This is a genomic window from Micromonospora sp. NPDC049559 (assembly GCF_040676675.1).
Taxonomy (GTDB): Bacteria; Actinomycetota; Actinomycetes; order Mycobacteriales; family Micromonosporaceae; genus JBFAPK01.
In genome coordinates this window covers 1-26,128 of record NZ_JBFAPK010000039.1, presented here as the reverse complement: position 1 = coordinate 26,128, position 26,128 = coordinate 1, and the positions used below count along the sequence as shown (strand labels likewise).

Annotated in this window: 21 protein-coding genes; 14 read left to right on the top strand and 7 right to left on the bottom strand. The window is 74.2% G+C overall.

Annotation, left to right across the window (positions count from 1 at the left end; all coding sequences use genetic code 11):
- Nucleotides 1-34: 34 nt before the first annotated feature.
- The 4 genes from AB0J86_RS31335 to AB0J86_RS31320 all read right to left on the bottom strand — a co-directional run bounded on the left by AB0J86_RS31335 (nt 35) and on the right by AB0J86_RS31320 (nt 7,224).
- Nucleotides 35-628: a hypothetical protein gene (locus tag AB0J86_RS31335; protein ID WP_363861266.1), complete on the bottom strand. Its 594-nt coding sequence runs from the start codon at nt 626-628 to the stop codon at nt 35-37.
- A gap of 227 nt (nt 629-855) precedes the next feature.
- Nucleotides 856-2,127, bottom strand: a complete 1,272-nt coding sequence (locus AB0J86_RS31330; RefSeq protein ID WP_363861265.1) for a glycosyltransferase family 87 protein — start codon at nt 2,125-2,127, stop codon at nt 856-858.
- Nucleotides 2,124-3,731: a polyprenol phosphomannose-dependent alpha 1,6 mannosyltransferase MptB gene (gene mptB, locus AB0J86_RS31325; RefSeq protein WP_363861314.1), complete on the bottom strand. Its 1,608-nt coding sequence runs from the start codon at nt 3,729-3,731 to the stop codon at nt 2,124-2,126. The genes AB0J86_RS31330 and mptB overlap by 4 nt, the downstream gene beginning before the upstream one ends.
- Nucleotides 3,718-7,224, bottom strand: coding sequence for a BTAD domain-containing putative transcriptional regulator (locus AB0J86_RS31320; protein WP_363861264.1), 3,507 nt, complete (start codon nt 7,222-7,224; stop codon nt 3,718-3,720). The genes mptB and AB0J86_RS31320 overlap by 14 nt, the downstream gene beginning before the upstream one ends.
- Before the next feature lie 140 nt (nt 7,225-7,364).
- On the opposite strand from AB0J86_RS31320, the gene AB0J86_RS31315 reads away from it, so the two are divergent.
- Nucleotides 7,365-8,243, top strand: coding sequence for an alpha/beta hydrolase (locus AB0J86_RS31315; protein WP_363861263.1), 879 nt, complete (start codon nt 7,365-7,367; stop codon nt 8,241-8,243).
- Between the two features lie 25 nt (nt 8,244-8,268).
- Here the strand turns inward: AB0J86_RS31315 and AB0J86_RS31310 are convergent, their stop codons facing one another.
- The gene (locus tag AB0J86_RS31310) at nt 8,269-9,402 is read right to left on the bottom strand and encodes an FAD-dependent monooxygenase (protein ID WP_363861262.1); all 1,134 of its coding nucleotides are present in this window, start codon (nt 9,400-9,402) and stop codon (nt 8,269-8,271) included.
- A gap of 61 nt (nt 9,403-9,463) precedes the next feature.
- On the opposite strand from AB0J86_RS31310, the gene AB0J86_RS31305 reads away from it, so the two are divergent.
- Complete coding sequence (locus AB0J86_RS31305) at nt 9,464-10,075, top strand: TetR/AcrR family transcriptional regulator (protein WP_363861261.1); 612 nt, start codon at nt 9,464-9,466, stop codon at nt 10,073-10,075.
- 106 nt (nt 10,076-10,181) lie between these two features.
- Here AB0J86_RS31305 and AB0J86_RS31300 read toward each other — a convergent pair whose 3' ends face one another.
- Complete coding sequence (locus AB0J86_RS31300) at nt 10,182-13,892, bottom strand: CARDB domain-containing protein (protein WP_363861260.1); 3,711 nt, start codon at nt 13,890-13,892, stop codon at nt 10,182-10,184.
- 424 nt (nt 13,893-14,316) lie between these two features.
- Here AB0J86_RS31300 and AB0J86_RS31295 point away from each other — a divergent pair, with 424 nt between their 5' ends.
- From AB0J86_RS31295 to AB0J86_RS31245, 11 genes are all read left to right on the top strand, one after another.
- A complete protein-coding gene (locus tag AB0J86_RS31295) occupies nt 14,317-15,525 on the top strand; it encodes a low temperature requirement protein A (RefSeq protein WP_363861259.1) in 1,209 nt (402 codons plus the stop codon).
- 251 nt (nt 15,526-15,776) lie between these two features.
- Nucleotides 15,777-16,688, top strand: a complete 912-nt coding sequence (locus AB0J86_RS31290) for an RNA polymerase sigma-70 factor (protein WP_363861258.1) — start codon at nt 15,777-15,779, stop codon at nt 16,686-16,688.
- A gap of 106 nt (nt 16,689-16,794) precedes the next feature.
- Nucleotides 16,795-17,268 (top strand): hypothetical protein, encoded by a 474-nt coding sequence (locus AB0J86_RS31285; protein ID WP_363861257.1) that lies wholly within the window; start codon nt 16,795-16,797, stop codon nt 17,266-17,268.
- A 147-nt stretch (nt 17,269-17,415) separates the two neighbouring features.
- Nucleotides 17,416-17,757, top strand: a complete 342-nt coding sequence (locus tag AB0J86_RS31280; RefSeq protein WP_363861256.1) for a YbaB/EbfC family nucleoid-associated protein — start codon at nt 17,416-17,418, stop codon at nt 17,755-17,757.
- A complete protein-coding gene (locus AB0J86_RS31275) occupies nt 17,754-18,197 on the top strand; it encodes a YbaB/EbfC family nucleoid-associated protein (RefSeq protein ID WP_363861255.1) in 444 nt (147 codons plus the stop codon). Before AB0J86_RS31280 ends, AB0J86_RS31275 begins: the two co-directional genes overlap by 4 nt.
- A 48-nt stretch (nt 18,198-18,245) precedes the next feature.
- Nucleotides 18,246-18,572 (top strand): hypothetical protein, encoded by a 327-nt coding sequence (locus tag AB0J86_RS31270; protein ID WP_363861254.1) that lies wholly within the window; start codon nt 18,246-18,248, stop codon nt 18,570-18,572.
- A gap of 37 nt (nt 18,573-18,609) precedes the next feature.
- The gene (locus AB0J86_RS31265) at nt 18,610-19,614 is read left to right on the top strand and encodes a hypothetical protein (protein WP_363861253.1); all 1,005 of its coding nucleotides are present in this window, start codon (nt 18,610-18,612) and stop codon (nt 19,612-19,614) included.
- Nucleotides 19,611-20,705 carry a hypothetical protein gene (locus AB0J86_RS31260; protein ID WP_363861252.1) on the top strand — a complete coding sequence of 365 codons (1,095 nt, stop codon included), beginning with the start codon at nt 19,611-19,613 and terminating at the stop codon, nt 20,703-20,705. The genes AB0J86_RS31265 and AB0J86_RS31260 overlap by 4 nt, the downstream gene beginning before the upstream one ends.
- A 9-nt stretch (nt 20,706-20,714) precedes the next feature.
- Nucleotides 20,715-21,419, top strand: coding sequence for a phosphotransferase (locus AB0J86_RS31255; RefSeq protein ID WP_363861251.1), 705 nt, complete (start codon nt 20,715-20,717; stop codon nt 21,417-21,419).
- On the top strand, nt 21,416-21,946 hold the full coding sequence (locus AB0J86_RS31250) for an N-acetyltransferase family protein (protein ID WP_363861250.1): 531 nt from the start codon (nt 21,416-21,418) through the stop codon (nt 21,944-21,946). The genes AB0J86_RS31255 and AB0J86_RS31250 overlap by 4 nt, the downstream gene beginning before the upstream one ends.
- 165 nt (nt 21,947-22,111) lie before the next feature.
- Complete coding sequence (locus AB0J86_RS31245; RefSeq protein ID WP_363861249.1) at nt 22,112-24,418, top strand: hypothetical protein; 2,307 nt, start codon at nt 22,112-22,114, stop codon at nt 24,416-24,418.
- A gap of 75 nt (nt 24,419-24,493) precedes the next feature.
- On the opposite strand, the gene AB0J86_RS31240 is transcribed toward AB0J86_RS31245, so the two are convergent.
- Nucleotides 24,494-25,366: an SDR family oxidoreductase gene (locus tag AB0J86_RS31240; RefSeq protein WP_363861248.1), complete on the bottom strand. Its 873-nt coding sequence runs from the start codon at nt 25,364-25,366 to the stop codon at nt 24,494-24,496.
- Between the two features lie 159 nt (nt 25,367-25,525).
- Between AB0J86_RS31240 and AB0J86_RS31235 the strand changes: the two genes are divergently transcribed.
- Entirely contained in the window at nt 25,526-25,918 is a 393-nt protein-coding gene (locus AB0J86_RS31235) for a helix-turn-helix domain-containing protein (RefSeq protein WP_363861247.1), read from the top strand.
- Nucleotides 25,919-26,128 lie beyond the last annotated feature (210 nt).

Sequence of the window (26,128 nt, the reverse complement as noted above, 5' to 3'; positions counted from 1 at the left end):
TTTCAGCCCTCGGCGAGGGTCTCCCTACCCACCGTCAGACGGTGAACGGAGCGTTCCGGAAGTCGCATTCCGCGAGCGGCCCGCCCACGCCGGTGCATTCCGCCGGCAGGTAGTACCAGATGTCGTAGGCGCCGCTCTCGTCCGGCAGGTTCAGGATGGAACTCACCTGCCGGACGTAGTGGGCGGCCGGACGTTGCAGCGGAACCGAGGTCGCGCCGCTGGTCACCCGCCCCTCCAGGATGCCGTCGAGGGCCGGTCCCTCCGCCTCGACGAATCCGGTCGCGACGTTGCGCAGCTCCGTCTTCAGCGTGAAGATCTGCCACGGTCCGGGCGGGGCGTCGCCGCACTCCAGCGAGCTGGAGAAGGTGATCGGAGCCGGGTTCCCGCCGGGCCAACTGGCCTCCCAGATGTTGAAGTAGCAGGTGAAGGGCGGCGGGTCGTCCGCCACGCCGGCCGCCCGCAGCGCCGCCTTCTTCTCCGGGCTCGGTCCGGCCACCAGCTTCACCGTGCGGTGCGTGACGCCCGTGGCGCCTCCGCCCGCCGCGGCCTCGGCGGTGCCGGCCCGGGCCGCGGGCGCGACCGCGATCGCGCACCAGACCGCGATCACCGCCACCGACATTCGTGTCATCGTGCTTCGGATGGTCATCGGCGTACCAGCCTCCCCATCGTCGTTCTACTCGGGCTCCTCCATCGTCAGCACGCGCGATTTGTTTGGTCTCCGGGAGCGGACATCAATCAATAGGGTGTGAACAACGAGCGCGCCGAGGGTTCGGCGCGAGGCGAATCCGGCCCGGCGGCGAGAGCGGATCCGGCCAGAGTTCCGGCCGTCCCCGACGAACGGCGGGCCGGAAATGGTCAGGCGCGGTCGGGCACGGTGGCCGGCGCGGCGGTCCGGTCGGGCACTTCCGCCGGTACCGCGGTGCGGTCGGGCACTTCCGCCGGTACCGCGGTGCGCTCGGGCAGGGTGGTCGGTACGGCCGGGCGGCCGGGGCGGATCGGCAGCAGGGCGAGCAGGCCGAGCGTGACCAGCACGTAGCTGCTGCCGCCCACGAACCCGAGCACGCCCCGGTGGTCCACCGACCAGAGCCAGACCAGGCCGCTGACCAGCACCAGGTACGCCCCGACGCCGAACCGGAACCGCCGCCGGGCCGCCCCGGCGGGCGGCCACGGGAGCGTCACCGCGGCGAGCGCCACCAGCGCCGGCACCGCCCAGACCAGGTGGTGCACCCAGGTGATCGGGCTGACCAGGCACCCGGCCAGGCCGGTCAGGGCGAATCCGGCCCGGTCGTCGCCGAGCTGCCCCGCCCAGCGGGCCCGCCAGGCCCAGGCGGCGAGCACCACGCCGACCAGCAGGAGCCAGGTCGGCCCGTCCGGGCCGGGCGGATCCCAGCGGGCCACCAGACCCGACAGGGACTGGTTGGAGATGTAGCCGAGCACGCCGATCCGGCCGGTGTCCCACATCGCCTCGGCGAAGTAGGTCAGCGAGGCCGCCGGCGCCACGGTCGCGGCCAGCAGCGTGCTCGCCACCGCGCAGCCGACGGCCGTGACGGCGGCCCGCCAGCGGCGGGTGAGCAGCAGGTACCCGACGAAGACGGCCGGGGTCAGCTTGATCGCGGCGGCGAGCCCGATGCCGATTCCGGCGAGGCGGCTGCCCCGCTCCAGCAGCCACAGGTCGAGGTAGACCAGCGCCACGAGGAGCAGGTTGATCTGGCCGAAGCTGACCGTGTCGCGGACCGGGTTGAGCGCCGCGAAGAGGCAGACGGCGATCCCGAAGGTGAACCAGCGCGGTACGGGCAGCCGCGCCGCGAGCGGGTCGACGAGCAGCCAGAGCAGGAAACCGGCGGCCAGGGCGGTGAGCAGCAGGTTGGCGGCGATGGTCGGGTACCAGCCGAGCAGCGCCATCGGCAGCATGCAGACCGCCGCGAACGGCGGGTACGTGAAGCCGTACCTGGTGCCGGGCCGCAGGTAGTCGTAGAGTTGCCCGCCGTCGTGCACCCAGTAGTTGACGGCGCCGTGGTAGACGCCCACGTCGAACCAGCCACGATGGCCGGGGAGCAGGGCGATCGCCACCGCGATCCCCAGCGCCAGCCCGCAGACCAGCGCGGCCCGGCGGTACGTGCGGCTCATCGGGGCGTACCCGGCAGCGGGGCGGCGATGCGCTCGGGCAGCGGGGCGGCGATCCCGCCGGGCAGGGCGCGCGGGTGGGCCCGGGTCGCGAGGACGAGCAGCACCGCCACCACCCCGAGCAGCACCCCGGCGACGGCGAGCAGGAACTTGTCGCCGTCCGGGCCGAAGCCGTCGGGCATCGTCACGAACGCCAGCGCGGTGGCGCCCGCGGCCACCAGCCCGCGTACCCGTCCGGGTGGGGCGGAGGCGGCCAGCGGCACCAGCCCCCAGAGCCCGTACCAGGGGCGGGTGGCCGGACCGAGCAGGGCCACCGCGGCCAGGGCCAGCCCGAGGGCGTACGCGGGGCCCAGCCGGTGCCGGTGCCACCAGGCGAACGCGGCGGTACCCAGGGCGGCGAGCAGGCCGGCCCAGAGCCAGAACCGCATCGGCGCCTCGCCGGCCTCGACCCCGAGCGCCTCCAGCAGGGCGGTCGAGCCCCGGCCGAGCGCGCTGGAGAGCGACCAGCTGTGCTTGGAGATCGGCGTGCTGAGGGCGGCGAGCCAGCCGTAGCCGATGCCGGTGACGGCCGAGACGGCGGCCGTGGTGACGGCCGCGATGGCGGCGGTGCCCAGCAGCGCCGGCACCCCGGCCCGCAGCGCGGCCATGACGCCGCCGGCCCGCAGCGCGGCCATGACGCCGCCGGCCCGCAGCGCCGCCAGGCCGCCGAGACGGTACGGAGCCCAGAGCGAGACCACCACCAGCAGCCCGGCCACGGCGGGCGCCTTCACCAGCGCCGCGAGCGTGACCAGGACCGTGGCCAGGACGAAGCGGCGCTCGAAGGCCAGGCAGAGCCCCGGCACCAGCAGCCCCAGCATCACCGCCTCGTTGTGCGCCCCGGCGATCAGGTGCAGCGGCACCAGCGGGTTCAGCACCCCGAGCCAGAGCGCCGCCATCGGCGGTACGCCGCAGTGGCGGGCGAGCCGGGGCAGGAAGACGACCAGCAGGCCGACGCCGGCCAGCGCCAGCAGCCGCATGCCGAGGATGCCGACCGTCACCTTCGTACCGACCAGGCCCGCGACCACGGCGGCCAGGCCGAGGAAGAGCGGCCCGTACGGTGCTGGCGTGTGCTGCCACATCGCCGGCACCTCGGCGGCGAGCCGCCCGCCGAGCCGCGAGACGCCGAAGCGGTAGACGTCGATGTCGGTCAGCACCATCGACCCCTGCGCCAGGTAGCTGTAGACGTCCCGGCTGAACAGCGGCGGACCCAGCAGCAGTGGGCTCGACCAGAGCGCGAGCGTGGTCAGCAGGCTGCGCCGGTCCACGCCGCCGTGGCGCTGGAGTTCCCGCCCGGCCCACCACCACGCCACCGTCAGCAGCGTCAGCCCCAGGTATCCGCCGAGCAGCGCCGGCCGCGAGTGGTCGCGCCAGTGGATGAGCCAGAGCGGGGTGTCGGGCTGGTGGACGGGCAACGCCCCGGCCGCCCAACCGGCGCAGGCCAGTATCGCCGCACCGGCGGTACCGAGGACGCGGTAGGCGGTGACGGCGGGTAGCTTCGGCACCCGGGCAGGATGCCTGCGGCAGCTGACCGTGGGGCGACCGTTGTCTGATCTTTCAACGGATGGCAGGTGTCGCGCGGGCGGCCCGCTCGGCGACCTCCGCCGCCTGGCGTTCGTGCTCCCGGGCCCGCGCCGGCCGGCCGAGCCCGGCGGCGAGCCGCGCGAGGTGACCGGCGACCGGACCGAGGGTGAGCAGCCCGCTGCCGGCGCCCGCCAGCTCGTCGGCGGCGGGCAGCAGCTCGGCGTAGCCGCGTTCCATCGCCGGGCGGTCCCGCAGCGCGACGGCGGCCACCGCGACGAGGCAGGCGCGCGCCTCGCGAAGCAGGTCGTGCGGCGACTCCGGTATGGCCGCCAGCGCCGCCAGCGCCCCGGCGCGGTCGCCGGCCGCGAGCCGGCCGAGCGGCCGTACCCAGTCCCGGTACGGTCCCCAGTCGGCGTCCGGGTCCACCCCGGGCACGGTTCCGTCCCGCAGCCGTGGGGCGAGCAGGGCCAGTGGCAGCAGCCCTGGTTCCAGTCCCCACATGCCCGTGCCGCCGAGCCGGGTCGCCGCGCTCCGGTACCTCTCCTCGGCCGGCCCGGTACGCCCCGCCACGGCGAGCCGCAGCGCCGCGTACCAGTCGGTGAAGACGCCGACCAGCGGGATGTCGTACCGCCGCGCGAGCCGGTCGGCCGCGGCCGCGTGCGCGTCGGCCGCGGCGAAGTCGGCCAGCGCCGAACGCGCCTGGAGCAGCACGAGGTGCCCGAGCACCTCGAAGGCGACCAGCTCGTGCGCGGCGGCCAGCTCGACCAGCTCGGTACCGATCGCGGCCCGCCGCGGCGCGAGCCCGGCCCGCTCGAAGGCGTGCATGAACCGGCCGTTGAGGGCGAAGGCGAGCAGCGCGGGGTCGCCGAGCCGGCGGGCGATGGCCTCCGCCTCGACCGCCGCCGCCCGGCCCTCGGCGGACCGGGTGCCGCGCAGCTCCATGGCGAGCGCGCCGAGCAGCCGGGCCCGTTCGGCGCTCGGGCCGTCCCCGAGCGCGGCGAGGGTGCGCCGGATGACCGCGACGATCCGCGCGGCCAGCGCCGGATCGTCGTTGGCCGTCCAGATCCCCGGCACGTCGAACGCGCCGAGCACCCGGGCGGTCAGCTCTGGATCGGCGAGCCGCTCGGCGGTGGTGATCGCCTCGGCCCGGTGCCGCCGGGCCTGTTCCAGGTTCCCGGTCACGGCGAGGGCGCGCACCAGCCCAGTCACCAGCTCCAGCCGGGTCCGCTCGGCGGCCTCGGCGGTCGGGTCGGGCGCCGTCCCGTCCGGCGCGGTCCGCTCCGGTACCGCCCGGTCGTGCGCGGCCAGGGCGGCCCGCCACAGCCGGGCGGCCTCGTGCGGGGCGAACCGGCGCTGCGCCCGGTCGGCCGCGGCGGCGGCGTAGCGGGCCGCCTTCGCCGCCGCCGGCCGGCCCGGGGCCAGCAGGAAGTGGTGGGCCAGGGCCTCGACGTCGCCCGGGCGCAGCGCCTCCAGCGTCTCGGCGATGCGGCCGTGCCAACGCGCCCGCCGGGCCTGGGAGACCTCCTCGTACAGGGCGTCGCGCACCAGCGCGTGCGCGAACCGGGAACGGTCCGGCCCGGACTCGACCAGGAAGCCGCCCAGCAGCGCCGAGTCCACCGCGTCGAGCACCAGTTCCTCGTCGCCGGCGAGCGGGATCAACAGGTCGAGGTCCACGTCCCGGCCGAGCACCGCGGCCTGCCGCAGCACGGTACGAGTGGCCTCCGGCAGGGCGGCGAGCCGATGCCGGATGACGTCCCGGACACCGGCCGGTACCGCCGAGAGCGCGGCGTCGCCCTGGGCGTCGAGGAGCCGGGCCAGCTCGCGTACGAAGAACGGGTTGCCGCCGCTGCGCTCGTGGATCGCGCGGGCCGTCGCCTCGGGGACCGCCCGCCCGGTGGTGGCGTGGACGAGTTCGCCGACCGCCTCCGCCGGCAGGCCGCCGAGGTAGACGCGGCTGGGCTCGGCGCGGGCGGCCCGGCCGAGCAGTTCCGCGAGGCCGGTGGAGATCTCGGTGGTGCGGAACGTGCCGAGGACCAGCACCGGTCCGGTGACCGGCTCGGCGAGCAGCGCGGCGAGCAGCGCCAGGGTCTCCTCGCCGGCCCGGTGCAGGTCGTCGAGGACCAGCAGCAGCGGGCCCCGCGCGGCCACACCGTCGAGATAGGACAGCACCGCGCGGTGCATCCGGAACCGGGCCGCCGCGGGGTCTGTCGCGGGTTCCGACCTGTGGTCTGTCGCGCGGTCCGTCGCGGAGTCCGTCGCGGGTTCCGACCTGTGGTCTGTCGCGCGGTCCGTCGCGGAGTCCGTCGCGGGTTCCGCGCTGCCGGCGGGCGGTGCCGCCGTCGCCGGTGCGGGGCCGTGGCCGCGCTCGGCGAGGCCGGCGAGGATGCGGTGCCACGGCCAGGCGGCGGGCGCGCCCTCGTGCTCCGGGTTGCCGCCCCAGGCCGTGGTCCAGCCCTGGGCGGCCAGGCCGGTGGCCAGCGCCTCGGCGAGGGCCGTCTTGCCGGCGCCCGCGTCGCCGGAGAGCAGGGCCAGCCCGAGCCGGCGGCCCGTGCGTACCGCCGCGGCGGCACGGGCCAGCTCGGCGTACTCGGCGTCCCGCCCGAACAGCCGGGGCCGGTCCGCGAGCGCCCCGCCCGGCCCGCCCGGCACGCCAGGACCCGGCTCGCCGGGCGCACCCCGCACCCCGGGACCCGGCTCGGCCGGCAGCAGCCCGGTCCGCGTGGGCGGGGCGGGTGCCGGTGGGGCCGGCGGCGGCGCGACGGGCCGCGCCGCCGGGGCGTCCAGCCGGGGTGCCTGCGCGAGGATGTCCGCCTCCAGGTGCCGCAGCTCGGGCCCCGGGTCGAGACCCAGGTCCGCGACGAGCACGCCCCGCGCCGTACGCAGCGCGTCCAGCGCGTCGCCCTGCCGGCCCGAGCGGTACAGGGCGAGCGCGAGCAGGCGCCAGGCGTGCTCGCGCCACGGGTGCTCGGCCACCTGGGCGCGCAGGTCGGCGACCACGGCATCGGCCCGCCCGAGCGCCAGGGCCGCCTCCGCCCGCCGCTCCACGCCGAGCAGCCGCAGCTCGTGCAGCCGGGTGACCTCGGCGCGGGCCCAGTGCTCGTCGGCGAACTCGGCGTAGGCGGGGCCCCGCCACAGCCCGAGCGCGGCCTCCAGCCCGGCCAGCGCGGCCTCGGGCCGCCCCGCCGCCAGCAGCTCGTTCGACTCGGTCAGCGCGGACTCGAACCGCCAGGCGTCCACCGCGTCGGGGGCGGCCCGCAGCGCGTACCCGGGCGCCTCGGTCACCAGCAGCCGGGCCGGCGTACGGGGCGGCCGGTTCGGCTCGATGGCCTGGCGCAGCGCGGCGACGAAGGTCTGGATGGCGCCGACCGCCCCCTCGGGCGGGTCGTCCCAGAGGTCCTCGACGAGCCGGCGGACGGGCACCACCCGGCGCCGAGCGATCAGCAGCCGGGCCAGTACCGCCCGGTGCCGCGGGCCGCGCAGCCCGACCGGACCGTGCCCGGTTTCGGCCACCAACGGCCCGAGCACGCCGAACGTCACCACCGACCCGAGCACCTCCCGGCCCGAAGCCTACGGCGGGGCCTGCGCTGCGCGCGGGCTGATCGGTTGCTGATCGGAGCCGGGCAGGCTGGTCGGGCCGGCCGGACCAGCCGACCGGTCCCACCAGCGGAAAGGCTGAACGGATGACCCCCAGAATCGATGGATTCGAGTACCGACGCGTTCCGGTCGCCGACGGCGTGGCCCTCAACGTGGCCGTCGGCGGCGCGGGCCGGCCGATCGTGCTGCTGCACGGCTTCCCGCAGACCCACCTGATGTGGCGGCACGTCGCCGCCGACCTGGCCGCGGACCACACCGTGATCGTGCCCGACCTGCGCGGGTACGGCGACAGCGACAAGCCGGCCGACACCGACGGGCGCACCTACGCCAAGCGCACCATGGGCGCCGACGTCGTCGCCCTCGCGCGGGCCCTCGGGCACGAGCGGTTCGCCCTGGCCGGGCACGACCGGGGCGCGCTCGTCGCCATCCGGACCGGACTCGACCACCCGGCGGCCGTCACCCACCTCGCCTCCCTGGACGTGCTGCCGACCCTGGACACCTGGGAGGTGATGCACGGTACGACGGCCGCCGTCGGGTTCCACCTCTACCTGATGGCGCAGCCGCCCGGCCTGCCCGAGCGGCTGATCGGCAACAGCGCCGACGAGTTCTTCGGACACTTCCTGGACATCTGGAGCCGCAACCCGGAGGCGATCCCCGCCGACGTGCGGGCGGCGTACCTGGCCGCCTCCCGGGGCGCGGTCACCTCGATCGTCGCGGACTACCGCGCGTCGGCCTTCGTCGACGTGGCGGACGACACCGCCGACCGGGAGGCCGGGAACCGGCTGCGGATGCCGGTGACCGTGCTCCAGCAGGACTGGGGCGCGGCGCTGGGCTTCGACGCGAAGGCGCGGTGGGGCGCCTGGGCGTCCGACCTGGACCACCGTACGGTCTCCTGCGGTCACTTCATGGCCGAGGAGGCCCCCGCCGACGTGGTCAAGGCGCTGCGCGACCTGCTCGCCCGCTGATCCCGCGCGGTGAACTCCGACTCCGTCACGCCCGGCCGTCCGCCGGCGGTCGCCAGTCGGCGTAGCGCGCCATGGAGCGCAGCGCGGCCCGCTGCGGGACGAGCCGCATGAGCGCGTTGCGGGCCGCCACGGCGAGCGGGTTCTCCACCGCGGTGAGCCGCCCGGCCTGCCGGGAGGCGCGGGCCACCCGCTGGCTGCGCGGGCGGCGCAACCGGTCGTACTCGCGTGGGTCTCCCGTCCGTGCGAGGACCACCGCGTCCTCCAGCGCCTGGTTGGCGCCCTGCCCGAGGTGCGGCGTCATGGCGTGCGCGGCGTCGCCGAGCAGCACGACCCGGCCCCGGGCGTACGTGGGCAGCGGCGGCTCCAGGCAGCGCAGGTCGTCGTGGAGCACCCGGTCGGGGTCGGTGGCCGCGAGCAGCGCCGGGATCGGCTCGTGCCAGCCCCCGAAGCGCTCCCGGACGCCGACCGCCGGCTCGGGCCCGGGCCGGCCCGCCGGCGCGTTGACCGCCCCGTACCAGTAGATCCGCCCGTCGTGCAGCGGTACGACGCCGAACTCCTCGCCCCGGCCCCAGGTGACCGCCACCTCGATCTCGCCGGGCCACGGTTCGCGGGTGACGCCGCGCCAGGCGGCCACCCCGACCGCGACCGGGCCGGGGTGCTCCGGCCAGAGCGCCGCGCGTACGGCGCTGTGGATGCCGTCGGCCCCGACCACGAGGTCGGCGCGGAGCGTGGTCTCCGTGCCGGCGGAGCGGTACCGGACCGTGCCGTCCTCGGTCACCCCGGTCACCTCGGCGTCGGTCCGTACGGTCTGCGCCGGCAGCGCGTCGAGGAGGATGCGGTGCAGGGCCGCCCGGTGGATGCCGATCGCGTCGGTGCCGAGCAGGTCCGCCAGGACGTCGCCGTCCATCCGGGCCAGCCAGCGCCCGTCCGGGGCCCGCAGGCCGCCGCCGTGGTCCGGGCGCCCGCCGGCCCGTACGGCCGCGCCGACGCCGAGCGCGTCGAGGCACCGTACGCCGTTGGCCTGGAGCACCAGCCCGGCGCCGACGGGGGCGATCTCCGGTACCCGCTCCAGCACCGTGACGTCCCAGCCGGCGCGGCGCAGCCCGATCGCCGCCGCCAGTCCGCCGATTCCGCCACCAATCACGATCGCCGTCCGCATGCCGCCACTCCTTCTACAGGTGTAGAAGACGATACTACCGGCGGGGAGAAGGGAGCACCACGTGGCCAGCGAACGGGTCGCGGTCCTCGCCGACGCGGCGATCGACCTCATCGCCGACCTCGGCATGCGCGGCCTGACACACCGCGCCGTCGATGCCCGGGCCGGACTGCCCCAGGGCACCACCTCGGCGTACCTGCGCACCCGCAAGGCGCTGATCGAGGCCGTGGTGCACCGGCTCGCCGAACTCGACCAGCAGGACCTGGAGGGCACCACGGTCGCCGCCGAACTCGCCGCGCCGGGCCCGTACGGTCCGGACGACCTCGACCGGCTCGCCGCCGGCATCGCCGTCATGCTCGACCGTTCGCTCTCGACCGACCGCCGGCGGGCCCTCGCCCGGTACGCCTGTGTCCTGGAGGCGACCCACCACCCGGAGCTGCGCACGATCCTCGCGTACGGGGCCGCGTCCCGGGCCCACGCGCGCGCGATGATGACCGCCGCGGGCGCGTCCGACCCGGCCCGCGCCGGTGACTGGATCGTCGCCTGCCTCGACGGGCTGCTCTTCGACCGGCTCGCCGGGGCCGGCGCGCTCACCGCCCCCGAGCCCGGTACGCCGGCCAGCCGGGCCGACCTGACGGCCGCCGTCCGTACGCTGCTCGCGGCCTTCGCCGCCTGACCCCCCGCGCGGTCCGAGCCGCCCGGCGCCGCGCTGCGGTCCGGACGCGGCGACGCGTCGCCCCGGCCCTGCCGGAGCGACGCGCCGCCCGTCCGCCGACCGCCGGTCAGCCGCCGGTGATCGTGAAACTGGTACCCGGTTCCCGGACGATGTCGCCGGTGGCCGAGTTGGTGATGGTGACGTTCGTCAGCGTCGCGCTGCCGCGCGCCCCGTTCTGCGCCAGGATGCCGGCGCCGTTGTTGGACCTGTCGATCCGTACGTTGGTGATGGTGACGCCCGGTATGTTCCCGCCGCCGGACTTGAACTGGATGCCGTCGTAGGTGGAGTCGTAGATGTCGGTGTCCCGGATCACGACCCCGGGGATGTCCCGGTTCGGCGCGAAGAGCGTGATGGCGCCGAACTTCTGCGCCTCACCCCAGAACGCGCCGCCCGTACGGTAGAGCGCGTTGTTGGCGATCAGCGTCTGCCCCGAGAACGGCACCGGGTCGTGGTCGGTGGCGAGCATGATGCCCGGGTAGTTCATCGTGTCGTAGATCAGGTTGTTCTCGACGGTGTTGCCGTAGCCGCCGTAGATCGCCACGCCGTTGGCGCGCCAGGGCAGCTGGATGGTGTTGTTGGTGAAGTGGTTGTCGTGCCCGATGTCCACCGCCTGGTCCTTGACGTAGCGGCTGGCCCAGACGGCGAGCGAGTCGTCGCCGGTGGTACGGAACGACGAGTTGAAGACCCGCGAGTTGCGCGTGCTGTTGGCGAAGTTGATGCCGTCGGCGTACGTGTTGCGGATCCGCATGCCGCTGAACTCGATGCCGTCGCCCGGGTTCCAGTACGCCGGGGTGTCGCTGTAGTCGCGGCCGACCCAGGCGCCGACGTTGACGTGCTCGATCCAGACATTGCTGATCTTCGTGTTCTTGCCGAGCCGGCCGTTGATGCCGTGCCCGCGGTTGGCCCGGTTCGTCGTCATGCCGAAGATGGCCAGGTCGGAGATCTGGGTGTTGTCGTCGACGTCGAAGCCGACGTTCCCCTCGTGCGGGTGGTTGATGTTGCCCACCACGTTCTGCGGCTCGGTGTTGGTGTAGAGCTGCGAGTACCACATGCCCGCGCCGCGGATCGTGACGTTGCGGATGCCCTTCTGGTTGTACGTGCCCCGGGTCGGGTCCGGCGAGAGGATCTTCTGCTCCTGGCGCCACTGGCCCTGCGGAATCCAGACGCAGGAGATGACGCCGTTCTCGTCGTCGGTCACCGCCCGCTGGATCGCCGCGGTGTCGTCGAGCCCGTCGTCCGGTACGGCGCCGTACTGGGTGATCGACGTGCAGCCCGCGGGCTGGCTCAGCGGCGGCGCCACCTGCTCCAGGTCGATCATGTCGATGATGTAGAACGAGGCGGTGTCGCCCGCGTCGCGTTGCAGCTTGAACCGGGTGCCCGGCGGGTACGACTGGGACAGCAGCGCGTGCGACTCGTCGAAGAGGCGGCGCGCGTTCGCCTGCGGAGTGTTCGACAGCCCCTCCGTGTCGTCGGTGAGCCCGTAGAGCCAGCTGTTGCGGGACGACAGCGTCAGCTTTCGGTTGAACGTGCCGTTGACGTAGAGGCTGATGGTCGCCTCGATCCCGCCGCCGTTCGCGGCGTCCGGGATGGAGTTGCGCACCACGATGGAGTTGGCCGCGTTGGTCGAGGTGAACTCGACGAACTGGCCCTGGCTGTTCAGCCGCACCGACTGCCGGCCCGAGGACTCGGTGCCGAAGTTGGTGTGCCCGAAGGTACGTAGTGGATCGGCGGTGAGCAGGGTGCCCTGGTAGTTGGCGGCCTCGGCCTCGTACTCGGTGTACGGGACCGCGGCGCCGCGCCCGACGACGATGGACCGGGAGAGGCTGTTGTTGCCCTCGTTGGTCTCGGCGACGACGTTGGTCGCGTCGGCGGTGGCGGTGATGGTGGCGCCGCCGTTGGTCGCGGTCCAGCTGCCGCTGATCGCCACGTTGACGGTGGCGCCCGCCGCGACCGATCCGGTGTTGGTGTTGAGCGTGGTGCCGCCCACCACCACCCGGGTGACGGTGGTGCCGCCGGAGGCGCTGGTACCGCGGTTGTTCACGGCGACCGTGAAGGTGACGCTCGCCCCGACCGCCGGGTTCGCCGGGTTGGTGGTGATCCCGGTGACCTGCAGGTCCGGGCCGGGCGCCTGGGCGACCACCAGCGGCGACGGCGCGGTGGCGCTGTTGTTGCCGTTGTTCTGCTCGACGATCGTGTTGGTCGGGTCGACCACCGCGCCCACGCTGTAGCTGCCCATCGGCCGGGTGCCGGCGTTGACGGAGACGGTGGCCGAGGCGCCCGCGGCCAGCCCGCTCACCGGCGCGCTGCCGACGACCGTACCGCCGAGGCTGAAGTTGACGGTGGTCGCGCCGGCGCCGGCCGAACCGATGTTGCCGACCGTGGCGGTCAGAGTGATCGGGGTGGCCTCGGTGGGCGCGGCCGGGGTCCAGGTCAACCCGCTGACCACCAGGTCGGGGTTGGGCGCCGGCGTGCCGCAGACCTCCAGCTCCGCCACCTGGCCGGAGGGGGCGCCGGTGTTGGAGTTGAACTGGAGCCGCACGTCCGAGGTGGTGGCGCTCACCGGTACGGAGACCACGTTGTTGCCCTGGACGAACTGGTAGTTCGCCGCGCCGACCAGGCTGGTGTAGGCGGTCGCGGCCTGGTCGCGGCCGAGGATCTGGAAGTTCTGGGTCCGGGTGCCCCAGGCCGGGTCCGGGTTGAGCTTGACGGTCACCGAGGTGATCACATGGTTCGCGCCCAGCGCCACGGTCAGGCTCTGCGGGTAGCCCGCCGCGCCCTCCCAGTAGGTGGCCAGCGAGCCGTCGTTCGCCTTCTCCGGGGTGAACGTGAAGGTCGAGCCGGTCGCCGTCATCGTCTTGCCGGCCGCGACGTTGGTGCAGGCGGGGGGCTGCGTACCGGTCCGGGTGACGGTGTTGCTGTTGCCGGAGAGGTTGCCGGCGCCGTCGCGCGCCCGGACGTAGTACGAGACGGTCGCCGTCGCCGGCTGCGTGTCGGCGTACGTGAGCACGGTGCCGAGCGTCGCGATCAGTCCGCCGTTGCGGTAGACGTTGTAGCCGGCCAGGCCGCTGCCGCCGGTGTCCGTCGACGCGCCCCAGTCCAGGGTGATCGTGCTGCCCGAGGTGCGGTACGACAGCGTGCCCGGGACGCTCGGCGCGGTGGTGTCGCCCCCGCCGCCGTCCGGCCCGTAGACCTCCAGCTCGGAGAGCTGCCCGGCCGGCCAGCCGCTGTTCGCGGTGATGTTGATCCGCAGGTAGCGGGTGGTGGCGGCCGTGAAGTTGATCGTCACGGTGTTACCGCTGGCCGGGTTGAACGTGTACGTCTGCGAGGCGACCAGGTCGCTGAAGGTCGACCCGTTGCCGCTGCCGCGCACGCTCAGCGTCTGCGTCCGGGTGCCCCAGTTGGCGGCCGGCAGCTTCAGTACGACGCTGTTGACCGGTACCGCCGAGCCGAGGTCGACCTGCACCCAGGCGGGGAACGCGTTGTTGACGCTCTCCCAGTAGGTGCCCTGGTTGCCGTCGACGACCCGGGACGAGTCGTAGTCCTGGGTGTGCCCGCTCTCCTGGGTGGGGCGGCCCTGGGCGAGGTTGGTGGCCGCCGCGCGGACGTCGGTACCGGGCGCGGCGGCGGTGGTGCCGGGCGCGGCGGCGGGTGCGGCCGCCGGTCGTGAGCGGGCGTCCGCCGGCGCGGCGGCGGCCGCGCCGGCCGGCACCGGCGTCGCGGCGGTGACCAGGGCGATGGCGACCGCCACCGGCACCGCCTTCAGATTGCGTCGTCTCATCACGGGTCCTTGTCGCTCGGGGGACGGGTACTCGCGGTTCGGCGGGGCCGTCGGTTCGCGCCGTCACGGCCGGCCCGTGCCCAGGGGTGCCCGGGCTCGCGGGAGTGGGCCGAGCCGGGTGGGCCGGCCCGCGGCGGTGGGGGAGCGGCTGGCGCGCCGCGAGTGGTGGGGGTGGGGAGGTGCGGGCACGCTGGAACTTTCAGGACTGAGATTTGAACCCGACATCCAGTTGTTCAAATTTTTCAGTACGTTGGCCAGATGTTACAGACGTGCTATCGGGACGTCAACGGATGTCGATCTGGCCGGCGCGCGCCGGTCGCCGCGACCAGAACAACCGGGCCAATGGCCTGAAACCACACCATGATCTCGAAGGGCCGTGATAGGTACGACTCTGGCGTACCGGGCGGACGGAGTAGACGGGCCGATGGCGATCAGTGACTGGCTGACGGGTCCACCGGCCGGCCAGGGCCCGACCCGGGCCACCTTCCTGGAACTCTTCCTCGACCTCGTCTACGTCTTCGCGTTCACCCAGCTCGCGTCCCGCCTGATCGGGGACTTCACGGCCCAGCGCCGGGTCCTGGCGACCGAGGTCGGCCAGACGATGCTGCTCCTGGTCGCCCTCTGGCTGGTCTGGGTGATGGCCGCCCGCACGACCAGCGCGTACGACCCCCAGCATCCGGCCGTCCAAATCTCGATCTTCGCCATCACCTTCGGCAGCATGGTCATCGCGGTGACGCTGCCGCACGCGTTCGGCCCGCGCGGGCTCACCTTCGCCGGTACGTACGTCGCCGTGCAGGTGGGCCGCTCCGCCCTGCTCTGGTTCGTGCTGCGCGGTAGCGCGCGGCTGGTCCCCGCCCGGACCCTCTGCTGGACCGTCGTCACGGCCGTACCGTGGCTGATCGGGGCGGCGATGTTCCCGCAGAGCCCGGCCCGCGGGATCCTCTGGACGATCGCGATAGCGCTGGACTACCTCGGACTGACCTTCGGCTGGCCCACGCCGTGGCTCGGCCGCTCGAGGCTGACCGACTGGCGCCTGCGGGCCGAACACTTCGCCGAGCGCCTCCAGCAGTTCGTCAACATCACCCTCGGCGAGTCGATCCTGGTCATGGGTACGGCGTTCGCGAAGCAGTTCACCCCGTCGGGCGTGGCGCCGGTCGTGCTCTCCTTCGTCACCACGGTGCTGATCTGGCGCATCTACTTCCACCGCGCCGGCTCCGTGCTCGGTACGGCGATAGCCCGGGCGTCCCGGCCGGCGCTGCTCGGCCAGTCCGGGATCCACACCCACTTCTTCATGATCGCCGGCATCTTCGTGACCGGGGCCGGCTACGAACTCGTGATCGACCAGCCGTTCGGGGAGCTGGACCCCGCCTGGCTCTGGATCATCCTCGGCGGTCCGGCGCTCTTCCTGGTCGCCCGGTCCCGCTTCGAGTACGAGGTCTTCCGCCGGGTGCCGTGGTCCCGGATCGCCGCCTGGGGCGTACTCGGCGCGCTGGCGCCGCTGCTGATGCGCATGCCTCCGGTGGTGGCGACCGCCGCCGCCACCGCCGTGCTGGCCGCCGTGGCGATCTGGGACGCGATCCGCACCCGGCGGCATCCGGACGACCTTCCGGCGCCGCCCGAGATGCCGGCGTGACCCCCGCCGGTCGCGCGTGTGGGGCGGGGCCCGGTTCACGCCGCGCCGCCGATCACGCCGGGCGGCCCTCGTCCGGCCGTCGGCGGTCCGCCGCGTACGCTGGCAGCCGTTCGGCGAGGTCCGCCCGGCGGACCGGTCCCCGGCCCGACCTGGGGATCCGGCCGAGACCGGGAGATCGGCCGAGATCGGGGATTCGGCCGGGATCGGGAGATCGGCCGAGACCGGGATTCGGCCGGGACTGGGGCGATGAGGTGACGGAGACCGCGGCGTCGGACGGGGACGAGCGGGCCGACGATCTCGAACAGGCCGCCGCGGTCTTCGCGCGACTACGGCCCCGCCTGTTCGGCATCGCGTACCGGATGCTCGGCAGCGCCAGCGAGGCCGAGGACCTGGTCCAGGAGACGTGGCTGCGCTGGCAGACCTACGACCGGAGCCGAGTGGCCAACCCGGCGGCGTTCCTGGCGACCACCACGACCCGGCTCGCCATCAACGCCGTGCAGTCCGCGCGGGCCCGCCGCGAGACGTACGTCGGTCCGTGGCTGCCCGAACCCGTCGACACCGGCGCGGATCCGCAGCTCGGCGCCGAGCGGGGCGAGGCCCTGTCGTTCGCGGTGCTGCTGCTGTTGGAGCGGCTCTCGCCGACCGAGCGGGCCGCGTACGTGCTGCGCGAGGCATTCGACTACCCGTACCCGCAGATCGCCGAGATCCTCGGCCACAGCGAGGTCGCGGTCCGTCAGCTGGTCAGCCGGGCCCGCAAGCACGTGGTCACCGGCCGCCGCACGCCGGTGAGCGGGGAGGAGCAGCGCCGGCTGCTGACCGCGTTCGTCGCCGCCGCGCGCACGGGCGACCTGGCCGAGCTGGAGAAACTGCTGGCGGCGGACGTGACCAGCTACTCCGACGGTGGTCGTGGCGTGCGGGCCTCCCGCATTCCCGTGGTGGGTGCGCTCCGGGTGGCGAGGTACGTCGCGGCGTTCGCGGACCGGTTCTGGGTCGGGGTCGACGTGGCCTGGGCGAGCGCCAACGGGCAGGAGGCCGCCGTGCTGCGCCGCGACGGCGCGGTCTTCGCGGTGGTCACCGTCGACGCCTCGGCCGAGGGTATCGACCGGGTGCTGTGGATGATGAACCCGGACAAGCTCGCGGCCTTCTCCGCCCCGGCGAGCTGACCGCGTCGATCTAGGGCAAATCGCTGTGAGTTGACCTCTAAACACGACGATTTGCCCTAGATCGACGCGCCGGGTGCACGTGGCCGGGCGGCACTACCCTGGCGGCATGTTGCGGGCTCGGAAAGTCAGCGTCTGGCGCAGCCGGTACGAGATCAGTGCGGACGGTCGGGTGGTCAGCGTCTGGGACAGCTCGGTCTGGCGCAGCGGCGGCGAGTTCGAGCTGGCCGGCCGGCGCTACCGGATGCGGAGCAACGCCTGGGGCAACCGGTACGGCATGCACGACGAGCACGACGAGCCGGTCGCCTCGGCCGACCGGGTCGGCCGGCGGCGCTGGACGGTACGGGCCGGCGACGAGACGTACCACTTCCAGCGGGCGTCCCTCTTCGGCACCGAGCAGCAGCTCTACGCGGGCGACGTCCGGGTCGGGTCGGTACGCCGCACCAGCCTCTGGCGCAGCGAGATCGTCGCCGAGCTGCCCGGGCTGCCGCTGCCGGTACAGATCTTCGTGCTCGGCGTCGTCATCTGCCTGTGGGACCAGCGGGCCGCGGCGGCCAGCGCGGGCGGCAGCGGCGGCGGCTGAGCGCCCCGGTCTCGACCTCGGCCGGTGAGATCGTCGATGATGTCCACACCGGTCGGTCCGCACGGGAACGGGGCCGGTGACGCGTACGCCTATGGTTGGTCGCAACCTCTGGCGAGGGCATCGACGAGGAGTGAGAGGAGCGCCAGCGTGGACGCTGACGGCATCGCCGAACGCAGCCGCCGGATCCGGGAGGCGGTGGCGGAGGCGGCGGTGGAGGTCACCAGCGAGGACCACGCCGTGACGGTCGTCGTCGGTCCCGGCGGCGCGGTACGCGACCTCCAGCTCAGTCCGCGCGCGTTCCACCTCGGTGGCGCCGCGCTCGGCGAACTCGTGGTGCGGACGATCCGCGAGGCGAACACCCGGATGGGCCAGGAACTGGCCGCCACGCTGGCCGAGATCATGGGCGACCGTACGGCGCTGGCCCGGCCCTTCGCACCGCTGCCGACTCCGGCGCAGCTGCGCGCCGAACTGGACGGTGGGGCCAGGTGAGCCCGGAGCCTAGCGACCGCGACCAGGTCTTCCCGCCCCGGCCCGGGGCGCCGCGCGAGTTCCAGCACCCGGACGAGGTCCGCGCCTTCGTCGAGGAGATCCGCGAGCGGAACCGGCGGGCGATCGACCGCTACCAGGAGTACGTCGACCGGGCCGGCGGCCTGACCGGCGAGGGGTTCTCCTCCGACGGTACGGTCCGCGCCGAGGTGGACGCCGACGGGGTGCTCGCCCGGCTCGACATCGACGACGTGGCGCTGCGCCGGGGACGGCACCTGGCGGAGATGATCCTCGCCGCCATCCGGGAAGCGCAGGCCGCGCGGGCGCTGCGCCTGGCCGAGCTGGGTACGAGCCTGACCGGTGGCCGCGTCACCGAGCTGGTCCGCGAGGCGGTTCCCGAGCACGTACGGGACATCCTCGACCAACGGGACGGGCGCCGATGACCGCGCGTACGCGAACCTTCCGCCCGCGAGCAGAGAGGAGTGCCGCCGGTGGGTGACGGCATCGTTGTCCCGACGGACAAGCTCACCAGCACGGCCGAGGTGATGAAGGCGCTCAGCACCAGCGCCGACCAGATCGCCACCGGCCTGAAGGACGCCGACCCGCCGGGCATACTCTGGGGCGGGCTGGGTCTGATCATGAAGTGGAAGTACGACCAGAAGGCCGAGGAGGCCCGCGACCACATCCGGAAGATCGCCGAGGCGCTCGACTCGCAGAGCGGGGCGATCAAGGAGACGGCGCAGCGCTACTGCCAGCTGGACGAGGCGCTCGACCAGGCGTTCAAGCGCTTCCAGGAGAAGCTGAGCGGTGGCAAGTGAGCGGCGCCGCGCGGGTCGGGGACGGAAGTAGCCGCTCGTGACCAACACCGACGACAACGACGCGTACCTGAGCAACAACCCGAACGACGGCAGCCAGTACGCCGGCAACCTCGGCATCACCAACGCCGTCGACCTGGACCCGGCCTCGGTGCTGCCGTTCGGCGAGGCGACGAAGAACCTCTACACCGGCATCACCGAGGGCGAGTGGTCGGACATCTACGCCGGCGCGGCCGACATCGTCGGCAACGCGGTCGCCTTCGCGATCGACCCGTTGAACTGGCTCATCTCGGCCGGACTGACCTTCCTCATCGACTTCGTCCAGCCGCTCGAGGACCTGCTGAGCCTCGTCACCGGCAACGCCGAGCGGATCGAGCCGTACGCGGCGAAGTGGAAGGAGCTCGGCGACGCGCTCCTGCCGTTGGCGGAGGCGACCCGCCAGGCGGCCACCGACCACCTCATCGAGTGGGAGGGCAAGGACGCCGAGGCCGCCAAGGCCCGACTGCTCACGTTCGCCGACGGCATCCAGGCCACCGCCGGCGAGGCCGCCTCGATCTCCGGGCTGCTCACGCTCTTCTCGAAGATCATGGCTGCGGTGCAGCAGATCATCATCGGCATCATCGCCACCCTGATCGAGTGGATGATCATCGAGTGGGGTGCCGCCATGGCCCTGTCCGTCCCGACGGCGGGTGGCTCGGTCGCGGCGGCCGGCGCGGCGACCGCGGTGCAGGCGACCTCGGCGACGTCCCGCGCGGTGGCCATCGTCGACCGGGTCGTCACCCTGCTCGACAAGATCGGTGTGCTGCTCGGCAAGCTGCTGCCCGGGGCGCTCAAGGCGAACGTGGCCAAGAGCGTCGTCGAGTTCAGCGGCGCGAGCGCCACCATGTCGACCGTCGCCCGGATCACGGCCTCGGTCCTGGCGGACTGGCGGGGGTACGCCGGACCGTTCGTCAACGTCAGCACGGGTACGTGGAAGAACCAGGAGGCGGGCGACCCGAAGATGTCCGACAAGCAGATCGACGACGCGCTGGACACCGAGAAGTGAACCGCTGGGAGAGGCTGCTCCCGCCGACCGGATACCCGGGCGCGCCGGTGCTGCCCTGGCCGGATGGGGAGCCGGCGCCGTCGCTGCCCGACGGTACGGCCGGGATCTCGGTACGGATCCGCACCCGGACGACCGACCCGGCGAACTGGGTCGCGACCAGGGCCGTCGGCGTCGACGACCGGCCGATGTGGCACGGGGTCGGCCGGATGGTCGTGGTGACCGAGCCCGGCGAGCACCTGGTGGAGCTGCGGGGCCGCGCCGCGACGGAGACGGCCAGGCTGGTGCGGCCGGGTGTCGGCGAGATCGCCGAACTGGAGTACTGGATGCCGGCCTCCTTCGGCGCCGCCGAGGGGGTGCTCGTACCGGCACCGGCCCGGCGCCGGCTCGGCTCGGGCATCTCGGGATTCGTGGCCGCCCTCGCGGCCCTGGCCGTCGTGGTGCTGCTCGCCGACGCGGCGGGACTGCGGCCCGGCCCGCTGCTGGTCGCGGCCCTCTTCGTCCTCGCCGCCGCGGCGGCCGTACTCACCGTGAAGGTCAAGGGCGCCGCCGACCGCCGGTACCGCGCCGAGGTCTCGTCCGAGGCCGGGGCGGGCGCGCCCGCGTCGGTCGCCGAGAACGGCCTCTTCCTGGGCGACGGGCCGCCCCCCGCGGGCCTGGCCGGCGGCGACCGTGGCCTGCTCGTCGTCACCGCCGGGGCGGAGCGGGACTACGTCTGGAACGGGATCCGCGTCGGCGTCCGGCCGAACGCCGACCCGAACGCCTGGCTGCCGTGGCCGACGCTGAGCATCGACGGTGTGGCGCACCCGCTCTCCTGGCGCACCTGGTGCTACCGCCTGGCCCCCGGCGAGCACGAGGTACGGGTGCTGGCCCGGCCGCCCAGGCGGGGTGGCCAGGGCGAACCGGTTGCCCCGGCGGGCGAGCCGGTGACCGTGCGGGTACCCGTCGTCGCCGGCCGGATCACCCGGCTCGACCTGCGGGCCAAGGCCACCGTCGAGGTGGCGGCCGCCTCCCGGGACCGTGCCGCCCCGACCGAGCTGACCCGCTTCGCCGCGACGGTCGAGGCCAGGGTCTCCGCCCCGACCGCGCCCTGAGCCGCCTACATGGAATTGTTGGAGCCCGCAAAGGCGCCGGTCCTGCTCGCCGCCGGACGGGACGCGGACGTCTACGCCCTGGACGCGGGGCGGGTGCTCCGTCGGTCCCGCCTCGGTGCCGACGTGTCCGCCCACGGTGCGGTGCTGACGCACCTGCACCGGCTCGGCTACCCGGTCCCGGCGGTCTACTCGGCGAGCGGTACCGACCTGGTGCTGGAGCGGGTCGAGGGTCCGACCATGCTGCGCGCCCTGACCGGTGGCGAATTGGGTACGCCCGAGGCGGCCGAACTCCTCGCGGAGCTGCACACCCGGCTGCACCGGTTGCCGGCCCGGCTCTCTCCGGATTCGCGCGCCCGGATCCTGCACCGGGACCTGCATCCCGACAACGTGATCATGAGCAGCCGCGGTCCGGTGGTCATCGACTGGTGCAACGCCGCGGAAGGAGCACCGGAGCTGGACGTGGCCGTCTCCGCGTTGATCCTGGCCGAGGTAGCTGTCCAACCGGCCGGCGGGCTGGCCGGTCCGGCGCGGGAGATGCTCGCCGAATTCCTCGGTGTGGCCGGCGCGCCGCCGCCGTCCGCGCTGTACGAGGCGCGGCGATACCGCGGCGCGAACCCGACGTTGAGCGCCGACGAACGGGGCCGGCTCGGTGCCGCGGTACGGCTGGTCGAGGCGATCCGCCCGACGGGGAGATCGTGGAGGAAAGAGCCATGACGGCGGCGGAAGCGAACATCCGTCCGGCGACGCCCGGCGACCTGGCGCGGGTCGCCGACATCTACGCGCACTACGTCACGGAGACCGTCACGACGTTCGAGGAGAACGTGCCTCCGGTCGCCGCCTGGCGGGAACGCCTCGACGACCTCGCCGAGCGCGGGCTGCCGTTCCTGGTCGCCCAGCTCGGGACGGAGGTCGTGGGGTACGCCTACGCGGGCCCGTGGCGGCCCAAGCCGGCGTACCGGCACACGGTCGAGGACTCGGTCTACCTCGCTCCCGGCTGGACCGGCCGGGGGCTCGGTCGCGCCCTGCTCCAGGACCTGCTGAGCGGCTGCCAGCGGGCGGAGGTACGGCAGGTCGTCGCGGTCATCGCCGACACCGGCGACGAGGCGTCGCCCGTGCTGCACCGCCGGCTCGGCTTCGTGCCCGCCGGCCGGCTCGTCGGGGTCGGCCGCAAGCACGGCCGCTGGATCGACACGCTGCTGATGCAGCGGGATCTCGCCGCCGCGCCGGGGTCGGCCGTCTGAATCCCGCCGCGGGCCGACATGATCGACAGGACACGGCCCAAGGGCCGCCCGATGGAGCCGAATCGGCGGCCCCTTCGGGTCGAATGCGGGCCGGCCGCCGGACTCCGGTTCGCCCGGACCGGAGAATGTGGAGACCCGTTGCACCGGTCGAGGAAGGTCCCGGCGATGGTGGGATCTCGTCACAGCAGCTCGGAACTGCCGCCGGCGGCGCCCGCGCGGGGCGCGGCGCGCGTACCGGCGGCGGCGCCCGCGCCGGTCGCGGTGCCGGTACCGGACCTGGCGGCGGTGTCGGACGTGGCGGCGGTGTCGGACGTGGCGGCGATCGGCCGGCGGGCGGGGGTCGCCCGGCACCGGCTCCTGGAACTGCAGCGGACCGCCGGCAACGAGGCGGTGGCCGCGCTGCTGCCCCGACCCGCCGCGCGGGCCCCGGCGCTGAGCGTGCAACGGGATCCCGAGCCCGCCCTGGCGCCCGCCGACCGCGACGCCCTGCTGCAGGCCTCGCTGGTGCTGAGCCGGGTGCCGCCGCTGCCGCCGGCCGACCGGAACCTGGTCGCCCGGGCGGTGCCCGGCTCGGCCGTGGTCGGGATGATCCAGGAGCGGGACGAGCGACGAGCCCGGCTCGCCGAGCGGACCCGGGAACTGGAGGAGGGCGAGCGGCAGCGTCGGGAGCCGCCCGAGCACGGCGTGCCGCCCAACGACCAGATGATGGCGGAGCTGCGGCAGCGGGTCGAGGCGCTGCGGGCCGAGGTGGAGCAGCTCAACAGCCAGATCAGCCCGCTGCTGGACGAGTTGGGCGTACCGGCCGGGGAACAGGGCGAGCGGGAACGCGCCATGGTCCGGTTGGTCGACGAGGAGTTCCCGGCGCGGTTCCTGGAGCGGGGCCGGCAGGTCGCCCAGACCCAGCTCGACCAGAACCTGCGCATCGTCGACGACGAGATATCCCGGTACGCCGCCGTCTGCTCCGCGCAGCCGTCCGACCGGGACAACCTGCGGGCCGCCGCGCGCGAACTGCACAGCACCCAACTGGACGTCGACGAGCTGCGACGCCAGGAACAGGGGCTGCTGGCCGACCTGCCCGACGGCGGCGTCAGCCCGGCGCACCAGCGGCTCGGCGCGCTGCGCACGCGTCGGGAGGAGCGGGAGGAGACGCTGCGGCGCCGGCAGGCCGAGGCGCGGGTCCAGTTCCCGATCCTGTTGCAGGTCTCGGCGGCGGAGATCGCCGGCGCCGACGAGGAGACCCTGGACCGGCTGCTGGGCGCGAAACTGACCGAGATCCGGGACAACATCGAGCAGACCAGGCAGAACATCGAGTCCGGGCGGCTGAAGGTGTGGAACCTGCCCGACGTGGTGCGCCTCACCGCCCAGGACCTCGGGATCTCCGGCAACCAGGTGCTGCTCGGCGCGGTGCAGGAACGGGCCCGCCGGGAGGACGCGGACGCGGCGATGGTGCGTACGGCCGTCGCCGCCGTCGGACTCACCGCGGGGATCATCGCCTCGATCGCGTCCGGCGGGCTCGCCCTGGTCGCCGCCGGGGTGGCCGTCGGCGTCGGCGGGTACCAGCTCAGCGAGAGCGTGCGGGACTTCGCGGCGGAGTCGGCGGCCAGCAACGTCGCGCTCGATCCCCGGATCGCGGACCTCTCCGCCGGCGAGCCCGACCTGTTCGCGGTCGCCATGGACATCGCCGGCCTGGTCCTGGACGTGGCCGACGTGCTGCGGGCGGTCAACGCGCTGCGGGTGCCGACGCGGATGCTGTTGGAGGCCGGCGACGCGACCGAGTTCATCCGGGCGGCACACGCCACCCTGCCACCGGCCGCCGCCGAGCGCGCCGTGGCCGGGGTGATGCAGCGCGCCGCCGGCCAGCGGGCGATCCGGTCGGCGCTGCGCGCGGTGCAGGGCGGTACCGCCTTCAGCGCCCAGTCCCTGGCCAAGATCGAGAGACTGCTCGCCGACGTCGCGGACGCGGGCTGGGCGCAGGTGTTCGCCCAGTTGCGCGGCGCCGGGCGGGTGCATCCGCTCACGGAGGCGGCGCTGCGCAACGTGTACGGCGAGGAGCAACTCGCCCGGCTGCTCCGCGAGGGCGCCCTGGCCGAGGACTGCGGCGGGCTGTTCATCTCCGCCGGTACCGGCGGCGCCGGGCACATCTTCATCCGGGAGGGCCGGCTCGACGAGGTCGCCTCGGTGGTGGTGCACGAGGTGACCCACCATCTGCAGGACGTGCACCGCGCGGGCTTGGACAAGTTCACCGCCGAGTTCCAGGCATGGCTGGCCCAGCGGGACTTCCTCCGCCGGCTGGAACGGGCCGGCGGCGCCCGCAACCTCCCGCCCGACCTGCAGATACTGCTGGAGAGCGAGCCGGACGCGATCGCGAACACGATCGTCCTCAAGTACGAGATCCCGCACCTGCCCGCCTACAGCGCGGCGCGGGAGACCCAGGACGTGCTCACGATGCTGGGGAGGATCCGTACGCCGTGACCGGGGCGGCGGGCGCCGGCCGGTCGCGCCGGCGCTCCGCCATTGGCCCGCCCGGAGGGCCGTCGGTCCGGCCGGTCAGGCGGCCAGGGTCGCCAGCGCCGCCGCGATCGACTCGCCGATCGGCGTCGTCGGGCGTCCGGTCAGCCGGGACAGGTCGCCCGGGGTACCGGCGAGCAGCCCGCGGTTGATCGCGTCGTCCACGTCGACGAGGACGTCCGCGAAGCCCTCCGGGAGGCCGACGCCCGTGAGGATCGCCTTCTGCTCCTCCGGCGAGACGACGGCGTGCACGACCGTACGGCCGGTCTGCCGCGACAGCTCCGCGACGAACTCGCCGAACGTCCAGGCGATGTCGCCGCTGAGCTCGTACGCCTGGTTCAGGTGTTCGTCGCCGTGCAGGACGGCCGCCGCGGCGGCGGCGTAGTCGGCGCGGGCGGCCGTGGCGACGCGGCTCCCGGGGGCGACGCTGTTGACGAGGGCGCCGCGCTCCAGCACCCCGGCGAGGTCGCCGAAGTAGACCTCCGAGTACCAGTTGTTGCGCAGGAACGTGTACGGCAGGCCCGAGTCGATGATCAGCTGCTCGGTGGCGCGGTGCTCGTCGGCGAGCGTGAAATCGGCCTTGGGACCGCCGAAGACGCTGGTGTAGGCGAGCTGCGCCACGCCGGCCGCGCGGGCCGCCTCGATCACGTTGCCGTGCTGCGGGATCCGCTTGCCCACCTCGCTGCCGGAGATCAGCAGTACCCGGTCCTCGGGGCGGAAGAGACCGGCGAACGTCTCGGGCCGGTCGTAGTCGCCCACGTGCAGCCGGAGCCCCAGCTCCGCCAGGTCGGCGGCCTTCGCCTCGCTCCGGGCGACGGCGGTGACCGTGTCGGCCGGTACGCCGGCGGCCAGCAGGTCGGCGATGACGAGGCGACCGAGCAGGCCGTTCGCTCCGGTGATGACGATGCTCATCTGATTTCTCTCTCGGGTCGGTTGTGCGGTTCCGGCGGCGCGCGCCCGGTCGGGGCTGGGCGCGCGACCCCGGTTACCCTAGGCCGGGTACCATCCCAGTCGTAAGTACCCACCTTGAAGTAAGGTACTGGCGTGAAGGTAAGCGAAAGGTCGGAAGCCGTGGCTCAGGCGACGTTACGGGCAGCGGCCAACCCGCCGGACGTCAACAGCGCGGATTGCCCCTCCCGGCTGGTGCTGGAGCACGTGACCAGCCGCTGGGGCGTACTGGTGCTGGCCGCGCTGCGGGAGCGCTCGTACCGCTTCAGCGAGCTGCGCCGCCACGTCGGGGGAGTGAGCGAGAAGATGCTCGCCCAGACGCTCCAGACCCTGGAGCGCGACGGCTTCGTACGCCGCGACGCGAAGCCGGTCATCCCGCCCCGCGTCGACTACTCGCTGACCCCGCTCGGCCAGGAGGTCGCCGAGCAGGTCTGGGAGCTGAGCCGCTGGGTCGAGCGGCGGCTCGACGACGTGTTCCAGGCCCGGGAGGCGTACGACCTGGCGCGCGGCGCCTGACGGACCCGGCCCACGCCCACGGTCGGAGGGGGCCGCTGGTGTCGCGGTGCCGGCGGTACGGGGTGGACCGGCCCGCCGGCCCGCCGGTCGGAGGGGGCCCGCTGGTGTCGCGGTGCCGGCGGTACGGGGTGGACCGGCCCGCCGGCCCGCCGGTCGGAGGGGCGGCCACGGCGCGGGCTATCCCGGCCAGGCCGAGGCGCTGCTCGCCGC

What these genes read in the sequence shown, in the direction of transcription:
- AB0J86_RS31300 (WP_363861260.1), bottom strand. Translation starts at nt 13,892, where the DNA reads ATGAGACGACGCAATCTGAAGGCGGTGCCGGTGGCGGTCGCCATCGCC.
- AB0J86_RS31245 (WP_363861249.1), top strand. Translation starts at nt 22,112, where the DNA reads ATGGTGGGATCTCGTCACAGCAGCTCGGAACTGCCGCCGGCGGCGCCC.
- AB0J86_RS31310 (WP_363861262.1), bottom strand. Translation starts at nt 9,402, where the DNA reads ATGCGGACGGCGATCGTGATTGGTGGCGGAATCGGCGGACTGGCGGCG.
- AB0J86_RS31250 (WP_363861250.1), top strand. Translation starts at nt 21,416, where the DNA reads ATGACGGCGGCGGAAGCGAACATCCGTCCGGCGACGCCCGGCGACCTG.
- AB0J86_RS31285 (WP_363861257.1), top strand. Translation starts at nt 16,795, where the DNA reads ATGTTGCGGGCTCGGAAAGTCAGCGTCTGGCGCAGCCGGTACGAGATC.
- AB0J86_RS31295 (WP_363861259.1), top strand. Translation starts at nt 14,317, where the DNA reads ATGGCGATCAGTGACTGGCTGACGGGTCCACCGGCCGGCCAGGGCCCG.
- AB0J86_RS31315 (WP_363861263.1), top strand. Translation starts at nt 7,365, where the DNA reads ATGACCCCCAGAATCGATGGATTCGAGTACCGACGCGTTCCGGTCGCC.
- AB0J86_RS31255 (WP_363861251.1), top strand. Translation starts at nt 20,715, where the DNA reads ATGGAATTGTTGGAGCCCGCAAAGGCGCCGGTCCTGCTCGCCGCCGGA.
- AB0J86_RS31335 (WP_363861266.1), bottom strand. Translation starts at nt 628, where the DNA reads ATGACACGAATGTCGGTGGCGGTGATCGCGGTCTGGTGCGCGATCGCG.
- AB0J86_RS31240 (WP_363861248.1), bottom strand. Translation starts at nt 25,366, where the DNA reads ATGAGCATCGTCATCACCGGAGCGAACGGCCTGCTCGGTCGCCTCGTC.
- AB0J86_RS31330 (WP_363861265.1), bottom strand. Translation starts at nt 2,127, where the DNA reads ATGAGCCGCACGTACCGCCGGGCCGCGCTGGTCTGCGGGCTGGCGCTG.